The following is a 19,091-nucleotide window of genomic DNA, read 5'->3' as shown; positions in this document are numbered from 1 at the left end:
TCCCTCTGGGATGATCGGTCGGTGTCCGACTGGCTCGCCCACCTGGCCGACCCACAGCTCGACGAGCTCGGCGCGCTGGGGCTGTACGCCCTGGTCTTCGGCATCGTCTTCGCCGAGACGGGCACCCTCGTGGGCTTCTGGCTGCCCGGCAGCAGCGTCCTGTTCACGGCCGGGCTGCTCGCCGGGCGGGACGGCTCCCCCGTGTCGCTGCCGGTCCTGGTCGTCGGGGTGGTGCTCGCGGCGGTCCTCGGCGACACCGTCGGGTACTGGTCCGGGCGCCGGCTCGGCCGCCCCTGGCTGCTGCGCCGGGCCGGGAAGGCCGCCGCGCACCTGCCCAAGGCCGAGGCGTTCTACCTGAAGTGGGGCTGGTTCGCCGTCGTCGCGTGCCGCTTCATCCCCTGGCTGCGGGCCTTCACGCCGATCATCGCGGGAACGGCGGCCATGCCGTACGCGAAGTTCTTCGCCGCCAACGTCACCGGCGCGCTGTGCTGGGGCGCGCTGCTGGTCCTGGCCGGGTACGCGGCCGACTCGCTGCCGTGGGTGCGGACCGTCGCGTACTCCATCGCGGGGGTGGCGATCCTGGCCTCGATCGTGGCGCCGGTCGTGTCCTGGGTGCGCCGCCGCCGCCGGTCGGCGCGCGCGTGAGCGGACCCCTGCCCGTCCCGGCCCGCGCGGTCCGGACCGAGCTCGTCGTGGAGCGCTCGCGGTTCCTCACGACCCTCGAACCGGTGGGTGACGTCGCCGCGGCCGACGCCGTGGTGGCCCGCGTGCGCCGGGAGTTCCCCGACGCCCGCCACTACTGCACGGCCTGCGTGCTGGGGCAGGACGGGCAGCTGCAGCGCTCCGGCGACGACGGCGAACCCGCCGGGACGGCCGGCGCCCCGATGCTCGCGGCGCTGCGCGGGGCGGGGGTGACGGACGTGGTCGCCGTCGTGACCCGGTGGTTCGGGGGTGTGCTGCTGGGCACCGGCGGGCTGGTCCGCGCCTACGGCGGGTCCGTCGGCGCGGCCCTCGCCGAGGCCGGGGTGGTGCGGCGGCGGTGGGTCGACCTCGTGGAGGTGCGCGCGGCGCTGGCCGACGGGGGCCGGGTAGAGGCCGAGCTGCGCCGCGGCCGGGAGGTGGAGGACGTGCAGTGGGCCGCCGACGGGTGGCGGGCCGTCGTGGCCGTCCCCGCGGGCGCGCTGGGAGACCTGCGCGCCGGGCTCGCCGCGGCGGGCCTGCGGGCGGGCGCCGAACCCCTCGGCCGGGCCGTCCGGCCCCTGCCCGACTGAGCGGTCAGCGCGGGGCGCGGGCCACGGTGAGGCGGACGGCGACGGTGACGTCGACGGCCCCCGGGAGCGCGTCGAGCCGGGCGCGCAGCGCCTCCTCGTCGGTGTGGAAGGCGCTGGGACCCATGAGCACCAGGTCCTGCAAGTCCTCGTGCGCCAGGCGGCGGGTGAACCGCAGCTCGTCCTCGGACACGACCTCCAGACCCGCGAGGTCGGCGTGCAGCCGCTCGGCCTTGCCCTCCTCCACGCCCACCATGCCCAGGGGCCCGCGCACCTCCGCCAGGTGCTCGGGCAGGGGCGTGACGACGACCCACGACCCGCCGGGGCGCAGGACGCGGCGCACCTCGGCCGCGCCGCGGGGGGCGAAGACGGTCGTCACGAGGTCGGCGCAGGCGTCGGCGAACGGCAGGCCGCGCCACACGTCCCCGCCGACGGCCGCGACGCGCGGGTGGGCGCGCGCGGCCCGGCGCAGCGCCGGGGTGGACGGCTCCAGGACCACGCCCGTCCCGCCCGTGCGCTCCACGACGGCGGCCAGGTAGTACCCGGTGCCACCCCCGACGTCGACGGCGAACCCCGGCCCGGCGCGGTCGGCGAGCGCCGCCGCGACGGGCGCGTAGTGGCCGGCGCCGAGGAACCGCTCGCGGGCGGCGACCATGCCGGCCGTGTCACCGGTGGTCCGGCTGCCCACGGCGAGGTTGACGTACCCCTGCCGGGCGAGGTCGAAGCGGTGGCCGTCGGCGCAGCCCAGGGTGCGCCCGGCCAGGGTCAGCCCCCCGCCGCCCACGGGGCAGCGCAGGGCGGGGACGACGGCGGCGAGCGCGCTCAGTTCTCCGCCGCGGCGCCGAGGGGGTGCAGCCCGGACAGGGCCCCCACCCAGGAGGCCGGGACGCGGTGCAGGCGGGCGTCGTAGGCGCGCACGGCCGCGGAGTGGAAAGCCACGTCCCCGGCCAGGCGGTGCTCGGCGTCGGCGAGGGCCTTGACGGTCTGCGGGTCCGGTTCGGCGTCGGCGGCCTGCTGGGCGGCGACGTGCGAGGACAGGTCGGCCAGGCGGCTGCGGCGCTGCTCGGCCAGGGCGCCCGCCTCGACGGCCAGGTCGCGCAGCCGCACGAGCGCGGCGCGGGTGCTCACGGCGTAGAGGGCGACGACGAGGACGAGCAGGACGACGAGGACCAGCACGACGGTGCCGGCGGCGCCCATCAGGCGAGCCCGATGTCGGCCAGGCCGAAGGCGTAGCGGTAGGGCAGGCCCTGCGCCTCGACCTTCTCCCGGGCGCCGGTGTCGCGGTCGACGATCACGGCGACGCCCACGACGTCGGCGCCGGCGGCGCGCAGGGCCTCGACGGCGGTGAGCACGGACCCGCCGGTGGTGGAGGTGTCCTCCACGGCCAGGACCTTGCGGCCGGCGACGTCGGGGCCCTCGATGCGGCGCTGCAGGCCGTGGGTCTTCTCGGCCTTGCGGACGACGAAGGCGTCGAGGGGGCGGCCGCCGTGGGCGTCGGCCCAGCCGCGGGCGTTGGCGGCGTGGACCATGGCGAGGGCGACGGGGTCGGCGCCCATCGTCAGGCCGCCGACGGCCTCGAAGTCCCAGTCGGCGACGAGGTCGAGCAGCACCGGGCCGACGAGCGCGGACGCCTCACCGTCGAGGCTGATGCGGCGCAGGTCGACGTAGTGGTCGGCCTCCTTGCCGCTGGACAGCGTCACCTTGCCGCGGACGACGGCCTTGGCGGTGACGAGGTCGGCGAGGCGTTCTCGATCGGTGCTCACGGGGCCCGATCCTAGGTGCTGCCGGGCCCGGGGCCGGGCACGCGGGTAGCGTCCCCCGCGTGCGCCTCGCGACCTGGAACGTGAACTCCGTCCGTGCCCGCCTGGACCGGGTCCTGGCCTGGATCGACCGCAGCGACGTCGACGTCCTGGCGCTGCAGGAGACGAAGTGCAAGGACGAGCAGTTCCCCGAGCAGGCGTTCCGCGACGCCGGGTACGAGGTCGCCCACCACGGGCTGTCGCAGTGGAACGGGGTGGCCCTGCTCTCGCGGGTGGGGCTGGAGGACGTCTCGACGCGCTTCTCCCCCGACGTGCCGGCGTTCGGGGACCCGGCCGTGGTGGAGGCCCGGGCCGTCGGGGCGCTGTGCGGCGGGGTGCGGGTGTGGAGCCTGTACGTGCCGAACGGCCGCGGCCTGGACGACCCGCACTACGCCTACAAGCTGCTGTGGCTGGAGGAGCTGCGCCGGGCCGGGGCGTCGTGGCTGGCGCAGGACCCCGGCGCGCAGGTGGCGCTGGTGGGCGACTTCAACATCGCCCCGCAGGACGAGGACGTGTGGGACGTGGACGTCTTCGCGGGGGCCACCCACGTGTCCGAGCCCGAGCGCGCGGCCTTCCGGGGGCTGCTGGAGGCGGGGTACGCCGACACGGTCCGCCCCTTCGCGCCGGGGCCGGGCACGTACACGTACTGGGACTACACGCAGCTGCGCTTCCCGAAGCGGCAGGGCATGCGGATCGACTTCGTCCTGGGGTCCCCGGCCCTGCAGGCCCGGGTGACCGGGGCGACGATCGACCGCGAGGAGCGCAAGGGCAAGGGCGCCTCCGACCACGCGCCCGTCGTCGTGGAGCTTGACCCGAACGCGTGAACCCTGCCCGAACGGGCTCCGGGGGGGAGACGGGGACGCTCACCCTCACTAGATTCCGAGAGGTGCGAGCACCTGTCACCTGCGACGACCTGGAACGGGTCGAACTGAGCGCAGCCAACGACGTCCGGGGGCAACGCGCCGTGGCCGACCTCCTGCACTCCTGGGCCCGCCGCGCGGTGCCGGGGGACTCGGTGTCGCGCGGCCGGTTGTTCGTCGCCGCCAGCGAGCACGCGGCGTTCGCCGGGGACGCGCGCCGGGCCCTGCGGCTGGCGCGGGAGGCCCTGGCGACCGGCGACCACGTCGCGCCGGACACGCGCTGCTACGTGGTGTCGGCGCTGCTGGTGTGCGGTCACCTGCGCGAGGCGGTGGCCCTGGCCGACGAGGTCCTCGACAGCCGCCGCGGCGACGTCGAGGTGCACCTGCAGCTGGGTGAGGAGTTCTCCTGGCACGGGCTGGCGGAGGAGGCCTCGCGGATCTACACGCTGGGCATGTTCCGCTGCGCGGGCGACGAGGACGCCGTCGAGCAGCTGCTGGGGGCGTGGCGGCGCGGGCGCGGTCCCCGCACCGTCGACCTGCGCGAGCGGGTGCCCGCCCCCAGCGCCCCCCGGGACTGACCCCGGACCGGGGTCCGGCTCAGCCCGCGGACCAGGGACCGGCGACCTCGCCGGCGTGGACGGGGACGTCGACGACGTTGCCCGGCGGCGGCAGCGGGCAGGCCCACTCGGGGTCGTACGCGCAGCTGGGCGGGTAGGCGAAGTTGAGGTCGACGACGAGCCCGGCCGCGGTGCCGCCGAGGTCGGCGCCCTTGACGGTGTCGAGCAGGTAGCGCCCGCCGCCGTACCCGGGCCCGGGGTCCTTCAGCGGCAGGAACAGGCCGCCGCCGTACTGGTCGAGCCACCACACGTCGAGGGTCCCGACGCCGGGCAGCGCGACGGTCCCAACCCGTTCGAAGGTGACGGTGCCGTCGGTACCGGTGACGGCCTCGCGGGTCAGCGGCTCGGCGGGCTCGACGGGGACCTCGAAGCGCAGCGCCGGGTCGTACGGGGCGACGGGCAGGCCCGTGAAGGAGGCGCGGTCGGCCGGCAGGAGCGGGCTGGCGGGGTGGCCGGCGAACAGCTCGTCGCGGCCGGCGACCCACAGGGCGTGCCCGTCGGCCGGGGTGGACGCGCGCACGGCGGCGTACAGGGCACCGACGCGGCGGCGCCAGTCCAGGACGTCGAGGCGGTTCACGGGGCGGGGGTGAAGTCGATCATGCCGTCCAGCCTGGCCCGGTGGACGAGGTGGCGCACGACGTCGGGCGCCCCGTCGAGGGTGATGCGGCGCTCGCCGCTGCGGGAGGCCAGCCGGGCCAGGAAGCCCAGCCCCGTCGAGTCCATGAACGTCACGCGCGCGGCCTCGACGACGACGGGCAGGCGCGCCGCGAGCGCCTGGTCGACGCAGCGGACCAGGTCGGGGCCGAGGTAGGCGTCGACCTCACCGGCCAGGCAGACCACGACGTGGTCGCCGGTGAGCCGCACGTCCACCGACCCGGGGGGCCCGGAGAACGCGTCGTTCGAGGTCACCGGGCGAATGTAACGCCAGAGTCAGGGGTGCGCGCGGGCCCCCTTGAGCACCTTGTCGACGGGGTTGCGCGGCCCGTGCACGGCCAGCCCCACGACGTCGAGGTCGTCGGCGGCGACGGCCGCGACCGCGGCCCGGTTCGCGCCGTCGTGCCCGGTGCTGAACATCTCTGCCGTGAACAGCGCCGTGTCGAGCCCGCGGCCCACCGCCCTGCCCCGCGCCGCCCGCAACGTGGCCGCGTCGGCCTCCAGCACGACCACCGGCTGACCCAGCAGCGGCAGGTAGCCGTTGGCGTCGGCGTCGGCGTAGGGCTGCCCGACCAGCTCGGGGTGCGCGGCGGCGATGCCGCTGACGAGGAAGGCGGTGACGTTGAGGCGCTGCCAGGGCTGCAGGTCGTCGCGGACGGCGACGGCGATCTTCGTGTCGAAGCGGGTGTCGTTCACGCCCACCACAGTGCCCGGGGCCACCGGGCCGGTCTTGTACGTTCGTGACGTGGGCGAGGTGGTGCGCAGCTGGCGGCCCGGGCTCCCCGGGGTCGCCGAGGTCCTGCACGCCCGCTTCGTGGAGCACGCCTACCCCCTGCACACCCACGACACGTGGACGCTGCTGCTCGTGGAGGACGGCGCCGTCCACTACGACCTCGGCCGCCGCGGCCACGACACGGGCGCGCTGCTGACGCTGCTGCCCCCGCACGTCCCGCACGACGGGCGGGCCGCGACGGCCACGGGGTTCCGCAAGAAGGTGCTGTACCTCGACGAGGACGCCCTGCCGCCGGGGTTCGCGGGCCGGGCCGTCGACGCGCCCGAGCTGCCGGACCCGCGGCTGGTGACGGCCGTCCGGGACCTGCACGCCCGGCTGGCCACCGGACCCGGCGGCCCCGGTGGCCCCGGTCCCGACGCCCTCGACGTCGAGTCCCGCGCGGCCGTGCTCCTCGACACCGTCGGTGCGCACCTGCGCCGGGCCCCGGCGCGGGCCGTCCGCGACGTCCCGCTGGCCCGCCGCCTGCGCGCGCTGCTGGACGGGCACGTCGTGGAGGGAGTGCGGCTCACCGACGCCTCGGCGCAGCTGGGGGTGTCGGCGGCGCACCTGGTGCGGACCTTCACCCGCGAGGTCGGGATGCCCCCGCACGCCTACCTCACGGCCCGGCGCGTCGACCTCGCCCGCCGGCTGCTGCTGGCGGGGCACCGGCCGGCCGAGGCGGCGGTCCTGGCGGGTTTCCACGACCAGCCGCACCTGAACCGGCACTTCCGCCGCGTCCTGGGGACCACCCCCGGCGCGTTCGCCGCGGGCTGAGCGGCCCGGCCGGGTTGCCGCCCCGCACGGGCGGTGGTGGAGTGACGGGGTCGGTCCGCGGTGCGGACCGACCCCGGCGCCGCCCCAGGTCGCGCCCCACGGTCCAAGCTGCGGCCGCTCCTCCGAGGTTCCGGTCCAGCAGCGGCCAGGCCCGCCCTGTCCGCGAGGTCCACCGTGATCGACCCTTCCCGCACGTCCCACCCCTCCCCTCCGGCCGGCACGGCGACCCTGCCGCCGGACGTGCCCCTCGACCCCGACCTGCTCACCCCCGCCGTCGTCCACCTCGGCGTGCGGGGCCTGCAGCACGCCTACCACGCCGTCCACGTCGACGACCTCGCCCAGCGGCGCGTCAGCACCGACTGGGGCCTGGTCCGCGTCGAGCTGCTGCCCCCCGGCACCGCGCTGGACCTGGACCTGCTGCGCCGGCGCGAGGTGCTGACCGACCCTCCCCGCGAGGTGACGGTGCTGACCGACCACGTCTGCCTGACGGGCGGCTCGGAGGAGCAGCTGGCCCTGCTGGCCGCCCCCTCGACCCGGCTGGTGCTGGTGGACGTGGACGTGGACGGGGAGGTGGACGACCCGCTGGCCCGGGTCGCCGTGGGGTACCTCGTCGGGGCCCTGGCCCGCCGGCGCGCGGCCGGGCACCGGCCCTTCACGGCCCTCAGCTGCGCCGCCGCGCCGCGCAACGGTTCCCGGCTGCGGGAGGCGGTGCTCGCCCTGGCCGGCGACGTCGACGACGGGCTGGCCGCGTGGATCGGGGAGCACGGCGCCTTCCCGAACAGCGTCTGCGACCCCTGCCTGCCCGGGGAGTCCGGCTGCCCGCGCTGGGTCGTCGAGGACGACTTCGCCGACGGCCGCCCACCGCTGGACCGGGTCGGCGTCCGGTTCGTCCCCAGCACCGTCCCGCACGAACTCCTGCGCACCCGCCTGCACGACGGCGCCCACGACGCGCTGGCCGTCGCGGCCGCCGCCGCCGGGGCCCGGACCGCGGGGGCGGCGCTGGCGGTCCCCGGGGTCCGCGAGTTCCTGGAGGGTTTCCTGGCCGAGGCCGCGCAGCAGGTCCTCGGGGTTCCCGCCGACGAGCTCGACGAGTACCGCGCCGCCGTGCTCGCCCGGCTGGCGGCCGACCCCGGGCGGGAACCCCACGTTCCCGGGCCGGAACGGTTCCGGGCCGACGTCCTGCCGTCGCTGCGGCAGGCGGTCGACCACGACGGGCCCCGGGAACGGCTGGTCCAGGCGCTGGCCGGCTGGCTCCTGGCGACCGGCGGCCCGGGTGGGGCCGCCGACCTGCTGCGACGGCACCACGACGTCCTGGGGACCCTCGCCGACGAACCGCACCTGCCCGCCGAGCTGCAGCGGGCCCTGCACGTGCTGACCCCCTCCTCCCCCACCCCTGCGGAGTTCTCGTGACCAGACCCCTGACCGACCAGGTCGTCGTCGTCCTCGGCGCCTCCAGCGGCATCGGCCGCGCCACGGCCCTGAGGTTCGCCCGCGCCGGCGCCACCGTCCTGTGCGCCTCCCGCGGCGTCGACGCCCTGAACACCCTCGTGGACCAGATCACCGCCGCCGGTGGCCGCGCGCACGCCGTGCGGACCGACATCACCCGGCCCGACGACCTGCAGGCGCTGGTCGCCGAGGCCGAGATCACCCACGGCCACCTCGACACCTGGGTCACGATGGCCGGGGTGAGCGTCTACGGGACGATCGCGCAGATCCCGCTCGAGGAGTTCCGCCGCGTCAGCGAGGTGAACTACCTCGGGCACGTCGCGGCCGCGCAGGTCGCCGTCCCGGCGCTGGAACGCTCCGGCGGCGGGGTCCTCGTCGGCATGGCCTCGGTCGAGGGCGTCCGCTCCCTGCCCCTGCACGCCCCGTACACGGCGTCGAAGTTCGCGGTCCGCTCGTTCTACGACGCGCTGCGCGTGGAACTGGCCGCGGACGGTGCGCGGACGAAGGTGAGCACGATCCTGCCCGCGGGCATCGGCACCCCGTTCTGGGAGCACTCGCGCAACCGCACCGGCAGCCTCACGAAACCCCCGCCGCCGGTGTACGCGCCCGAACTGGTCGCCGCCGTCGTCGCGCGGATGGCGACGCACCCGCGCCGGCAGGCCGTGGTCGGCGGCGCCTCCCTGGGGTTCCTGCTCGGGGAGAAGCTGAACCCGGGGCTGACCGACGCCGTGCTGAGCGTGCTGGGGCGCAGGATGCAGACCAGCGACCGGCCCGACACCGGGACGGACATCCTGGACACGCCCACCCCCGGCCCCGGGCAGGTGCACGGTGACCACGTGAGCCACCTGGTGCGCCGGGACCTGTTCACGACCGTCAGCGAACGCCTCCCCCGCCCCGGTGAGGCCCTGCTGGCGCTGCGGGCCCGGTGGGCGAGGTGAACGCGGTGACCGGCACCCCCGTCCCGCTGCGGGACGACACCCTCGCCGACCTGCCCGACGGGGTGGACGCCCCCCGCTACGACCGGGCGGCGCTGCAGCCGTCCGTGGTCCACATCGGGGTGGGCGGTTTCCACCGCGCCCACCAGGCGGTGTACCTGGACGACCTGGCCCGCACCGGCGAGACCGGCTGGGGGCTGGTGGGCGTCGGCCTGCGCAGCCCGCAGATGGGTCAGGTCCTCGCCGACCAGGACGACCTGTTCCTCGTCGTCGAACGCGGCGGTGAGGAGGAACGGGCCCGCGTCGTCGGCGTGCTGACGCACTACCTGTTCGCCCCCGACGACCCCGGCGCCGTGCTGGATGCGCTGGCCGCGGCGACGACGCGGGTCGTGACGCTCACCATCACGGGCACGGGCTACCGCATCGACCCGCACACGGGCGAGTTCGACGCCGACGACGACGACCTGCGCGCGGACCTGGCCGACCCGGCCACGCCGCGGACGGTGTTCGGTTTCCTCGTCGAGGCCCTGGACCGGCGGCGCCGCGACGGGCTGCCGCCGTTCACCGTCCTGTCGTGCGACAACATGCCCGACAACGGGACGGCCGCCCGCACCGCGGTCACCTCGTTCGCGCGGTTGCGCGACGGGGAGCTGGCCGACTGGATCGAGGCCGAGGGCGCGTTCCCCAGCAGCATGGTCGACCGCATCACCCCGACCACGACACCGGGCGAGCGCGAGGCGGTGGTCGGGCGGTTCGGGGTCGACGACCGGTGGCCGGTCGTCACTGAACCGTTCCGCCAGTGGATCGTCGAGGACACCTTCGCCTGCGGCCGTCCCCCGCTGGACCGCGTCGGGGTGCAGTTCGTCGACGACGTCGCCCCCTACGAGGCGATGAAGACGCGGATGCTCAACGCCGGCCACTGCGCCCTGGCCTACCTGGGGATCCTCGCCGGGTACTCCACGATCGACGAGGTGCTGGGCGACTGGGTGTTCCGCGCCTACTTCGAGCACCTGCTGGCCGACGAGATCGCCCCGCTGCTGCCGCCGGTGCCGGGCATCGACCTGGACCGGTACCAGCAGACCCTCGTGCAGCGGTTCTCCAACCCGCAGATGGGTGACCAGCTGACCCGGCTGGGCCGGCGCGGGTCCACGAAGATGCCGAACTACGTGTTCCCCTCCATCACGGCGGCCGTGGACGCGGGCCGTCCGCACCAGTTGCTGCTGCTCGCGGTGGCGGGGTGGATGAGGTTCCTGCGAGGGTACGACTACGCCGGGCAGCAGATCCCGGTCGAGGGCCCGCTGGCCGACCGGCTCGTGGAGCTGGCCCGGCAGGGGCAGGAGGAACCGGAGCCGTTGATGAGCGAGAAGACCGTGTTCGGCGACCTGCGCGACGACCCCGGGTTCGTGTCCGGCGTCGAGGTGGCGCTGCGGGCGCTGGAGGAGCAGGGGCCGCGGGAGGTCATCGGGTTGTACCTGGACCTGGCGACGGGGGCGGGCTGGTGAGCCCGGCCGCCCCGCTGGAGCGGGTCACCACGGTCCTGTGCGACGCCGACGGGACCCTGTTCCCCTCCGAGGAACCCGCCTACGCGGCCTCGGCGGGGGTGACGAACAGGTTCCTCACCGAGCTGGGCGCCGAGCGGGAGTTCGCCCCCGAGGAGCTGCAGGCCATGACGAACGGGAAGAACTTCCGGGCGGCCGCGCAGGAACTGGCCCGCGGGTACGGGCGGGACCTGGCCGGCCCGGAGCTGGACGGGTGGGTCGCGCAGGAGAAGGACGTCGTCACGGCGCACCTGCGCACCGTGCTGGTCCCGGACCCGTCGGTCCAGGGCCCCCTGCGGGCCCTGTCCGGGCGGTTCGTCCTGGCCGCGGTGACCTCCAGCGCCTCCTCCCGCCTGGACGCCTGCCTGGAGGTCGCGGGGCTGGCCGACCTGTTCGACCCCGACCGCCGGTTCAGCGCCGAGGACTCCCTGCCGGTGCCGACCTCGAAGCCGGACCCGGCCGTCTACGCCCTGGCCGGGCGACGGCTCGGGGTGAGCCCGGACACGGCCGTCGCCGTGGAGGACTCGATCAACGGGGCGCTGTCCGCGGTGGCCGCGGGGTTCCCCACGATCGGGACGGTGCAGTTCGTCCCCGAGGGCGAGCGCCCCGCCCGGGAGGCCGCGCTGCGCGAGGCCGGGGCGTTCGCGGTGGTGCGCTCGTGGGCCGAGGTCGCGCGCCTGCTCGACTGAGGCTCGACCGAGGGGTCGTCAGTCGCTGGTCGCGACGAGCTGCTCCAGCCGGACGTCGGGGTTGTCCCGCTCGAAGCTGCGGACCCGCCACTCGTCGGTGAACAGGGCGAACACCCGGCCGTCGGCGTGCTGGACGACCTCGGCCCCGCGGTGGGCGCGCAGCAGCGGGGCGTCCTTGGCGTCGATGATGCGGGCGGTGGTGAAGGGCAGCTCGGTGAACAGCACGGGCGAGCGGAACTCGTGCGTCATGCGGTACTGCACGACGTCGAACTGCAGCGCCCCGACGGCGGACAGGACCGGTTCGCCGTCGCCGCGGGAGTCGGAGGTGAGGACGCGCACGACCCCCTCGGCGTCCAGTTCCCGCAGCCCCTGGCGGAACTGCTTGCCGGCGCCGAGGTCCTTGGGGCGGACGGTGCGGAAGTGCTCGGGGGCGAACACCGGCAGCGGCGGGTAGGCGATCCGGCCGTTCTCCGACAGGGTGTCCCCCACGTTGACGTGCCGGGCGTTGACGAGGCCGATGACGTCCCCGGGCCAGGCCACGTCGACGGTGGAGCGGTCCGAGCCGAACACCGTCTGCACGTGCTTGAGGACCATCGGGCGCCCGCTGCGGTCGTCGCGCACGGTCATGCCGCGGTGGAACACCCCGGAGTGGATGCGGGCGAACGCGAGCCGGTCGCGGTGGGCGGGGTTCATCCCGGTCTGGGTCTTGAAGACCTGGGCGCTGAAACCGCCCGTCACGGCGCGGACCTCGCCCTTGACGTCGGGCTGGTCGTGCGGGGCGGGGGCGATGTCGACGATGGCGTCGAGGACCTGCCCGACCCCGGTGTTGGCGACGGCCGCGGTGAAGAACACCGGGGTCGTCTCGAACGCCAGGAAGGAGGCCTCGTCGTGGTCGGCGCCGGTGGCGGCCAGGAGCTCGTGCTCCTCGACGGCGCTCCGCCAGGCGGCCCCCTCGACCTCGGCCGCGCCGGCGGCGTCGAAGTGCTGCTCGACGGCGAGCGTCGCCCCGCCGGGGGCCTTGGTGTACTTCGTGTAGGCGCCGGTGGTGCGGTCGAGCAGGCCGCGGAAGTCCCCGGCGATGCCGACGGGCCACGTCACGGGCGTGGGCCGCAGCCCCGTCACCGTCTCCACCTCGTCGAGCAGGGCGAGGGCCTCCTGGCCGGGGCGGTCCCACTTGTTGACCACGGTGATGACGGGCAGGCCGCGCTGCTTGCAGACGCCGAACAGCTTGCGGGTCTGGACCTCCATGCCGCGGGCCGCGTCCACCAGCATGATCACCGCGTCGACGGCCGTCAGCGCGCGGTAGGTGTCCTCGGAGAAGTCGGCGTGCCCGGGGGTGTCGACGACGTTGACGACCGTGTCGCGGTGGTCCAGCTGCAGCACGGCGGAGCTGATGGAGATCCCGCGCTGCTTCTCCATGTCCTGCCAGTCGGTGACGACACCCGCCCGGCCCGCCTTGCCGTGGACGTGCCCGGCCTCGCGCAGCGCCCGGGCGTGCAGGGCCAGGGCCTCGGTGAGGGTGGACTTGCCGGCGTCGGGGTGGGAGATGACGGCGATGGTGCGGCGACGGCGCGCCTCGGCCACGACCTGCTCGGCCGGGGTGTCGATCGGGGTCACGGTGTCGGCGGCGCTCACCCCCCCATCATCCCCGCCCCGCGGGGGTGCCCCGTGCCGTCGGTGCGTGCCGCCGGTGCGTGCCGTCCGTGCGGGCCGTCGGTGCGGTGGCCGTCGGTGGGGCGGGGACCTAGCCTGGCGGTACTGCGTCACCGTGGCGCCGCCCCCGGGGGGCGCGACGGCGGGTTGAACCCACAGCTCCCGCAGGTGCCGGGCCCGCGGGCCCGGCGTCCACTGCGGAGCGTGCCCGCGCGTCGCGCCGACCACGGAGGAGATCCCGTGCCCGAGACCCCCCAGCCGTCCCCGTCCGCCGGGCAGCTGCTGGACCCCGCCGACGCCTTCACCGAGCTGAGCCGGCTCGTCGTGGGCCAGACCCCGCTGTCCGAGGTCCTGGGCCGGGTCGCCGAGCTGACGCAGCGGTGCGTGCCCGGCGCCGACGAGGTGTCGGTGACGCTGCTGGAGGGCGAGAAGGGCCACAGCGCCGCCTTCACCGGTTCGCTGGCCGCCGCCCTGGACGAGCGGCAGTACGAGCGCGGCTTCGGCCCCTGCGTCGACGCCGCCCAGGGCGGGGTGCTGATCCGGGTCGACGACACCGCCACCGACGAGGTGTACCCGGACTTCGCCCGCGCGGCCGCCCGCCAGGGAGTCCGCAACTCCCTGTCCCTGGGCCTGCCGATGCCGCAGCCGGTCCTCGGCGGGATCAACGTCTACCGCTTCGAGGACGGCCCCCTGGACGACGAGGCGGTGCAGCTGCTGCAGGTGTTCGCCGGGTACGCGGCGGTCGCCCTGGCCAACCACGCTCTGTACGCCTCGGCGGTGGCGCTGAGCGAGAACCTGCAGCTGGCCATGCGGTCGCGGGCGACCATCGAGCAGGCCAAGGGCGTGCTGGTGGCCAGCCTGCACTGCACCCCCGAGGAGGCGTTCGCGCACCTGGCCAAGCAGTCCCAGAACACCAACCGCAAGCTGCGCGACCTCGCCGCCGAGATCGTCGAGCGCGCCGCGCGCGGCTGAACGGACCCCGCTGCGGGAGGATCGGGGCGTGGACCTCCCGACCCGCGCGGCCCTCGCCCACGACGTCTGCACCGCCGCCCTGGTGCTGGCGGTCGTCCCCGAGCCCTTCGGCCGGCGACGCCGGGCCATGGGTTTCGACGACTACGTCCGGCACCAGCAGCGCGCCGACGCGGTCATGCGCCGGCTGGCCCCCGCGCTGTCGGTGGCCGCCGCGACGACCGGCGTGCTCGCGGCCGCGGCCCGGCCCCGGTCCGCGCCGTGGCGGGCGGCGTCGGTGGCCGCGGTCGCGGGCGCGGTCGTGCTGACCGTCCGGGTGCACGTGCCGGTCAACGAGCGGCTGCGCACCTGGCGGCCGGGGCACGAGGCCCCGGGCTGGCGGGAGGCGCGGGCGCGGTGGGAGCGGGCGCACGTCGTGCGCCGCGCGCTGGTGGTCGTGGCCGCGGCCACCGCCCTCGCGGCCCGCAGGAGTGCTTGATCACCGAAGTGCTTGATCACGGGAGTGCTTGATCACCGAAGGCTGGTGGTCGACCCACCTCCCGGTGATCAAGCACAGCGGTGATCAAGCACAGCGGTGATCAAGCACAGCGGTGGTCGAGCACAGCGGGGCGGGGGTTCCAGGGAACCCCCGCCCCGCTGCCTGCGGTCGGGTCAGACCGTCATCGGCGTCTCGGCGCGCCGGACGACGAGCCCGGCCGGCTCGGCCGAGGCGGGGTCGTCGAGGTCGAAGCTGCCGCGGGCGACGTCCACCTCGACGGTGTCGCCGTCGCGGACCTCGCCGGACAGGATCGCCCGGGCGAGCCGGTCGCCGATCTCGCGCTGCACGAGGCGGCGCAGCGGCCGGGCGCCGTAGGCGGGGTCGTAGCCGGTGAGGGCCAGCCAGTCCTTCGCGGCGTCGGTGACGTCGAGCGTGAGGCGGCGGTCGGCGAGCCGGTTCGCCATGGTCTGCACCTGGATCTCGACGATCCGGGACAGCTCCGTCGTGGACAGCGGGTCGAACACCACGACGTCGTCGAGCCGGTTGAGGAACTCGGGCTTGAAGTTCCCCCGGACGGCCGTCATGACGGCGTCGTGCTTGGTGGCCCGGGACAGTTCCGGGTCGACGAGGAACTGCGAACCCAGGTTCGAGGTCAGCACGAGGATGACGTTGCGGAAGTCGACCGTGCGGCCCTGGCCGTCGGTGAGGCGACCGTCGTCGAGGACCTGCAGGAGGATGTCGAACACCTCCGGGTGGGCCTTCTCGACCTCGTCGAGCAGGACGACCGAGTAGGGCCGGCGCCGGACGGCCTCGGTGAGCTGACCGCCCTCCTCGTAGCCGACGTACCCCGGAGGGGCCCCGACGAGACGGGCGACGGCGTGCTTCTCGGAGTACTCGCTCATGTCGATGCGGACCATGGCGCGCTCGTCGTCGAAGAGGAAGTCGGCCAGGGCCTTGGCCAGCTCGGTCTTCCCGACCCCGGTAGGCCCGAGGAACAGGAACGAACCCGTCGGGCGGTCGGGGTCGTTGACCCCGGCCCGCGAGCGCCGGACGGCGTCGGAGACGGCCCGCACCGCGGTGGTCTGGCCGATGAGCCGGGCGCCGAGGAACTCCTCCATGCGCAGCAGCTTCTCGGTCTCGCCCTCCAGCAGGCGGCCGGCGGGGATGCCGGTCCAGCCGGCGATGACCTCGGCGATGTCGTCGGGGCCGACCTCGTCGGCGACCATGGGCGCGGACGCGGCGACGTCCTGCTCGGCCTCCTGCGCCGTGGCGAGTTCGCGTTCGAGGGCGGGGATGCGCCCGTAGAGGATCTCGCTGGCGCCGCCGAGGTCGCCCTCGCGCTGGAGGCGTTCGGCCTGCGAGCGCAGTTCGTCGACCTGGTGCTTGAGGTCGCCGACGCGGTTGAGGCCGGCCTTCTCCTGCTCCCACCGGGCGGTGAGGGCGGTGAGCTGCTCCTGCCGGTCGGCGAGGTTGTGGCGCAGCGCGTCGAGGCGTTCGCGGCTGGCGGCGTCGTCCTCCTTGGAGAGGGCGAGCTCCTCCATCTTCATGCGGTCGACGGCGCGGCGGAGCTCGTCGATCTCGACGGGCGAGGAGTCGATCTCCATGCGCAGCCGGGACGCGGCCTCGTCGATGAGGTCGATGGCCTTGTCCGGGAGCTGGCGCGCGGTGATGTACCGGTCGGACAGCGTGGCGGCGGCGACGAGGGCGGCGTCGGAGATGGCGACCTTGTGGTGCGCCTCGTACCGTTCGCGCAGCCCGCGCAGGATGCCGATGGTGTCCGGCACGGAGGGTTCGCCGACGAAGACCTGCTGGAAGCGGCGTTCGAGGGCGGGGTCCTTCTCGATGCGCTCGCGGTACTCGTCGAGGGTGGTGGCCCCGACGAGGCGGAGCTGGCCGCGGGCGAGCATGGGCTTGAGCATGTTGCCCGCGTCCATGGCGCCCTCGCCGGCGCCCGCGCCGACGACGGTGTGCAGCTCGTCGATGAAGGTGACGACCTGCCCGTCGGAGTCCTGGATCTCCTTCAGGACGGCCTTGAGGCGTTCCTCGAACTCGCCGCGGTACTTCGCGCCGGCGACCATGGAGGCGAGGTCGAGGGAGATGAGCCGCTTGCCGCGCAGCGACTCGGGGACGTCGCCGGCGACGATGCGCTGGGCGAGGCCCTCGACGACGGCGGTCTTGCCGACGCCGGGTTCGCCGATGAGCACGGGGTTGTTCTTGGTGCGGCGGGACAGGACCTGCACGACGCGGCGGATCTCGGCGTCGCGGCCGATGACGGGGTCGAGGCGGCCCTGGCGGGCCTGCTCGGTGAGGTCGACGCCGTACTTCTCGAGGGACTTGTAGGTGCCCTCGGGGTCGGGCGAGGTGACCTTCTGCCCGCCGCGGACGGAGGGCAGGGCGTCGAGCAGGGTGTCGCGGGTGGCGCCGACGGCGCGCAGGGCCTCCCCGGCGGCCGAGGTGGACGCGGCGGCGCCGAGCAGCAGGTGCTCGGTGGAGACGTAGGCGTCGTCGAGGGCGCGCGCCTCGTCGCCGGCGGCCTGCATGAGGGCCAGGGCGGGGCGGGACAGCTGCGGCTGGCTCACGGAGGAGCCGGACGCGCTGGGCAGCGAGGCGAGGGCCCCGGAGACGCGGCGGGCGACGGTGCCCTGGTCGGCGCCGACGGCCTGCAGCAGGTGCCCGGCGACGCCGTTCTCCTGGTCGAGCAGGGCGGCGAGGACGTGCAGGGGCTCGACCTGGGCGTGCCCGGCGGTGGTGGCGCGGCCGACGGCGTCAGCCAGCGCCTCCTGGGCGCGGGTGGTGAGCTTGAGGTCCACTGGCTACCTCCAGACGTGAGTGGACGACTGCGTTCGCTGGAGACAACTCTGCCAGAGTTGAGCTTGTTCCGCTCAACTCTGGTGCGTCGTCCGGGCGACGGGTCAGAGGAGCGGGTCCTGCTCCCAGCCGTCGGCCAGGGGAGGGGGACCGTGGGGAGCGCGGGGGGTCTCGCGCGGTCGTGCGGCAGCCCGGGGGGCGGAGGTGTCGCGGGGAGCCGCCGGGGCCGCGGCGGTCGGCGACCCGTCCCCGCGCGCCGGGTGGCGCCTGCTGCTCCAGCCCCTGCGGTGCCTGACGAGGTGACCGGTGTCGCTGAGGTGCGCGAGGGTCGCGCTGACGTTGCCCCCGACCACCAGCACCAGCCAGGAGCTGCGCAGGTCCTCGGGCAGGCGCAGCCACACCTCCCGCCGGACCGCGTCCAGGGTCAGGAGCTCGTCGGAGTCCGCGAAGACGTCGAGGACGATCTCCTGCAGTTGCGCCATCAGCCCCGGCGGGCGCGGCGGCAGCGTCGAGGCGGCACCGGCGGCCGTGAAGTCGGCGGGGAGCTCCGGGACGCCGACGTCCAGTTCGAAGCGGTCCATCCAGCGGCTCCTCGGCGGACCGGGCGATCTGCACGACCTGAGCGAGGTCGTCGGGACTGGCCGTGGCCTCCCGGGGTCCGTCGGGCTGCCAGGGACACCGTGCACGGGTGGGACCGGTGGTGAGCAGCGTAGTCAGCGGTGTCCGCGGCCGCTCCCCGGCGGGAGCCGGGGGCCGGGGCCGGAGGCCCGGTGGCACCACCCGCGCGGTCCGCCCGCCGGCGCTCCGCGGGTCAGTCCTGCAGGGCCAGGACCGCGAACGTGCCCAGCCAGTGGGTGCTGAGGTAGCCGTCGGCGGCCAGCGCCTCCAGCCCGCGGGCCCGGTGCGCCGCGGCGGACCCGCGCAGGACGGCGCCGCGGGGGTCGTCGGCGCCGAGGGCGGCGGCGAGGGCGCGCAGGGCCGCGGCCCGGGACAGGTTGAGCCCGTCGAGGTGGCCGAGGTGGCCGTCGGTCCGGTCGGCGACCGTGACCGGTTCCAGCACGCTGCGGGGTGCGCCCGCGGCGAGGCCGGGCCAGAAGCCGTCCAGCCAGCGGCCGAACTCCGGCGCGGGCAGCACCCGGCGCACCAGGTCGGCCTCGGCCAGCCCGGGTGAGAGGAAGTCCTCCCCCGAGGGTTCCCAGTGCAGCGGTGCGTCGCGGTCGGGCCCGAACCAGGTGGTGGTCGTCGTGCGCACCGCCTCGGCGAGGTCGGCCCGGCCCAGCCGGGGCGCGGCGTCCAGGAGCAGGCCGAGGGCGAACGCGGTGTTGGCGTGGGTGCCGGCCCGCACGGGCCGTCCCGCCCGCGGCAGCCAGTCGAGCACCAGGTCGGCGACCGCGTCGGCCGCCGGGGCCAGCGCCGCGGCCCAGTCCCGGACCTCGGCGGGGCTGCCGGCCTCGTCGGACCAGCCGCGGCACTCGGCCGCGAGCGCCGCGAGCCACGCCCAGCCGTAGGGGCGCTCGAACCCCGGCGACGCGCGCAGGGTCGTGGTCTCGGTGGCCAGGTGCTCTACGGTCAGGTGGGCGGTGAGGACGGCGCGCACGGCCGCCGCGTCCAGGGCCGAGGGGTAGCGGCGCAGCAGGTGCACGAGCAGCCAGTGCGTGTGCACGGCGGAGTGCCAGTCGTAGCAGCCGTGGAAGGCGGGGTGCGCGACGCGGGGCAGCACGAGGTCCTCCGGGCCGCGCAGCACCGTGCCGGGGGCGTAGGGGAACTCCCGGGTCGCGTTGGCGACCGCGGTCGCGGCGAGCGTCCCGGCGAGTTCCCCGAGGTCCGTCAC

At 75.6% G+C, this 19,091-nt stretch carries 21 protein-coding genes; 11 read left to right on the top strand and 10 right to left on the bottom strand.

Translation table 11 applies throughout. The features are described 5' to 3' along the window. Positions 1-21 precede the first annotated feature (21 nt). Both BJ968_RS13700 and BJ968_RS13695 read left to right on the top strand, forming a co-directional pair. The gene (locus tag BJ968_RS13700; protein ID WP_218885043.1) at positions 22-645 is read left to right on the top strand and encodes a VTT domain-containing protein; all 624 of its coding nucleotides are present in this window, start codon (positions 22-24) and stop codon (positions 643-645) included. Beyond that, on the top strand, positions 642-1,271 hold the full coding sequence (locus BJ968_RS13695; protein WP_179752713.1) for a YigZ family protein: 630 nt from the start codon (positions 642-644) through the stop codon (positions 1,269-1,271). The genes BJ968_RS13700 and BJ968_RS13695 overlap by 4 nt, the downstream gene beginning before the upstream one ends. Positions 1,272-1,275: 4 nt before the next feature. On the opposite strand, the gene BJ968_RS13690 is transcribed toward BJ968_RS13695, so the two are convergent. The 3 genes from BJ968_RS13690 to pyrE are packed head-to-tail and all read right to left on the bottom strand — an operon-like array spanning position 1,276 to position 3,031. Then, positions 1,276-2,052, bottom strand: coding sequence for a methyltransferase domain-containing protein (locus tag BJ968_RS13690; RefSeq protein ID WP_218885042.1), 777 nt, complete (start codon positions 2,050-2,052; stop codon positions 1,276-1,278). Positions 2,053-2,090: 38 nt separating this feature from the next. After that, entirely contained in the window at positions 2,091-2,465 is a 375-nt protein-coding gene (locus tag BJ968_RS13685; RefSeq protein WP_179752712.1) for a hypothetical protein, read from the bottom strand. After that, on the bottom strand, positions 2,465-3,031 hold the full coding sequence (pyrE, locus tag BJ968_RS13680) for an orotate phosphoribosyltransferase (protein WP_179752711.1): 567 nt from the start codon (positions 3,029-3,031) through the stop codon (positions 2,465-2,467). The genes BJ968_RS13685 and pyrE overlap by 1 nt, the downstream gene beginning before the upstream one ends. A 59-nt stretch (positions 3,032-3,090) precedes the next feature. Here pyrE and BJ968_RS13675 point away from each other — a divergent pair, with 59 nt between their 5' ends. Further along, positions 3,091-3,891, top strand: a complete 801-nt coding sequence (locus tag BJ968_RS13675; protein WP_179752710.1) for an exodeoxyribonuclease III — start codon at positions 3,091-3,093, stop codon at positions 3,889-3,891. Between the two features lie 62 nt (positions 3,892-3,953). Beyond that, entirely contained in the window at positions 3,954-4,505 is a 552-nt protein-coding gene (locus BJ968_RS13670) for a hypothetical protein (protein WP_179752708.1), read from the top strand. A 19-nt stretch (positions 4,506-4,524) separates the two neighbouring features. On the opposite strand, the gene BJ968_RS13665 is transcribed toward BJ968_RS13670, so the two are convergent. The 3 genes from BJ968_RS13665 to BJ968_RS13655 are packed head-to-tail and all read right to left on the bottom strand — an operon-like array spanning position 4,525 to position 5,903. Next, entirely contained in the window at positions 4,525-5,121 is a 597-nt protein-coding gene (locus BJ968_RS13665; protein ID WP_179752706.1) for a DUF1684 domain-containing protein, read from the bottom strand. Continuing rightward, entirely contained in the window at positions 5,118-5,453 is a 336-nt protein-coding gene (locus BJ968_RS13660; protein ID WP_179752704.1) for an STAS domain-containing protein, read from the bottom strand. The genes BJ968_RS13665 and BJ968_RS13660 overlap by 4 nt, the downstream gene beginning before the upstream one ends. A 21-nt stretch (positions 5,454-5,474) precedes the next feature. Then, the gene (locus BJ968_RS13655; RefSeq protein WP_425491572.1) at positions 5,475-5,903 is read right to left on the bottom strand and encodes a DUF2000 family protein; all 429 of its coding nucleotides are present in this window, start codon (positions 5,901-5,903) and stop codon (positions 5,475-5,477) included. A gap of 40 nt (positions 5,904-5,943) precedes the next feature. Here BJ968_RS13655 and BJ968_RS13650 point away from each other — a divergent pair, with 40 nt between their 5' ends. The 5 genes from BJ968_RS13650 (at position 5,944) to BJ968_RS13630 (ending at position 11,352) form a co-directional block, all read left to right on the top strand. Further along, a complete protein-coding gene (locus BJ968_RS13650; protein ID WP_343078014.1) occupies positions 5,944-6,744 on the top strand; it encodes a helix-turn-helix transcriptional regulator in 801 nt (266 codons plus the stop codon). A 174-nt stretch (positions 6,745-6,918) separates the two neighbouring features. Then, positions 6,919-8,154, top strand: a complete 1,236-nt coding sequence (locus BJ968_RS26680; protein ID WP_179752700.1) for a mannitol dehydrogenase family protein — start codon at positions 6,919-6,921, stop codon at positions 8,152-8,154. Beyond that, positions 8,151-9,128, top strand: a complete 978-nt coding sequence (locus BJ968_RS13640; protein WP_179752697.1) for an SDR family oxidoreductase — start codon at positions 8,151-8,153, stop codon at positions 9,126-9,128. Before BJ968_RS26680 ends, BJ968_RS13640 begins: the two co-directional genes overlap by 4 nt. A gap of 5 nt (positions 9,129-9,133) precedes the next feature. Then, positions 9,134-10,627, top strand: coding sequence for a mannitol dehydrogenase family protein (locus BJ968_RS13635; protein WP_343078013.1), 1,494 nt, complete (start codon positions 9,134-9,136; stop codon positions 10,625-10,627). Then, positions 10,624-11,352 (top strand): HAD family hydrolase, encoded by a 729-nt coding sequence (locus BJ968_RS13630; protein WP_343078012.1) that lies wholly within the window; start codon positions 10,624-10,626, stop codon positions 11,350-11,352. The genes BJ968_RS13635 and BJ968_RS13630 overlap by 4 nt, the downstream gene beginning before the upstream one ends. A gap of 18 nt (positions 11,353-11,370) precedes the next feature. On the opposite strand, the gene BJ968_RS13625 is transcribed toward BJ968_RS13630, so the two are convergent. Further along, positions 11,371-12,987 carry a peptide chain release factor 3 gene (locus BJ968_RS13625; protein WP_179752693.1) on the bottom strand — a complete coding sequence of 539 codons (1,617 nt, stop codon included), beginning with the start codon at positions 12,985-12,987 and terminating at the stop codon, positions 11,371-11,373. A 258-nt stretch (positions 12,988-13,245) separates the two neighbouring features. Here BJ968_RS13625 and BJ968_RS13620 point away from each other — a divergent pair, with 258 nt between their 5' ends. Together BJ968_RS13620 and BJ968_RS13615 are read left to right on the top strand one after the other, a co-directional pair. Next, positions 13,246-13,977: an ANTAR domain-containing protein gene (locus BJ968_RS13620; RefSeq protein WP_343078011.1), complete on the top strand. Its 732-nt coding sequence runs from the start codon at positions 13,246-13,248 to the stop codon at positions 13,975-13,977. 28 nt (positions 13,978-14,005) lie between these two features. Further along, positions 14,006-14,452, top strand: a complete 447-nt coding sequence (locus BJ968_RS13615) for an anthrone oxygenase family protein (RefSeq protein WP_179752691.1) — start codon at positions 14,006-14,008, stop codon at positions 14,450-14,452. Between the two features lie 173 nt (positions 14,453-14,625). On the opposite strand, the gene clpB is transcribed toward BJ968_RS13615, so the two are convergent. From clpB to BJ968_RS13600, 3 genes are all read right to left on the bottom strand, one after another. Then, a complete protein-coding gene (gene clpB, locus BJ968_RS13610) occupies positions 14,626-17,262 on the bottom strand; it encodes an ATP-dependent chaperone ClpB (protein WP_179752689.1) in 2,637 nt (878 codons plus the stop codon). Positions 17,263-17,364: 102 nt separating this feature from the next. Beyond that, positions 17,365-17,841, bottom strand: coding sequence for a hypothetical protein (locus BJ968_RS13605; RefSeq protein ID WP_179752687.1), 477 nt, complete (start codon positions 17,839-17,841; stop codon positions 17,365-17,367). Between the two features lie 230 nt (positions 17,842-18,071). After that, positions 18,072-19,091 carry a DUF2891 family protein gene (locus BJ968_RS13600; protein WP_179752685.1) on the bottom strand — a complete coding sequence of 340 codons (1,020 nt, stop codon included), beginning with the start codon at positions 19,089-19,091 and terminating at the stop codon, positions 18,072-18,074.

Source organism: Kineococcus aurantiacus (assembly GCF_013409345.1).
GTDB classification, from domain to species: Bacteria; Actinomycetota; Actinomycetes; order Actinomycetales; family Kineococcaceae; genus Kineococcus; species Kineococcus aurantiacus.
The sequence above is the reverse complement of the archived record's forward strand: the minus strand, read 5'-3'. Positions and strand labels throughout refer to the sequence as shown.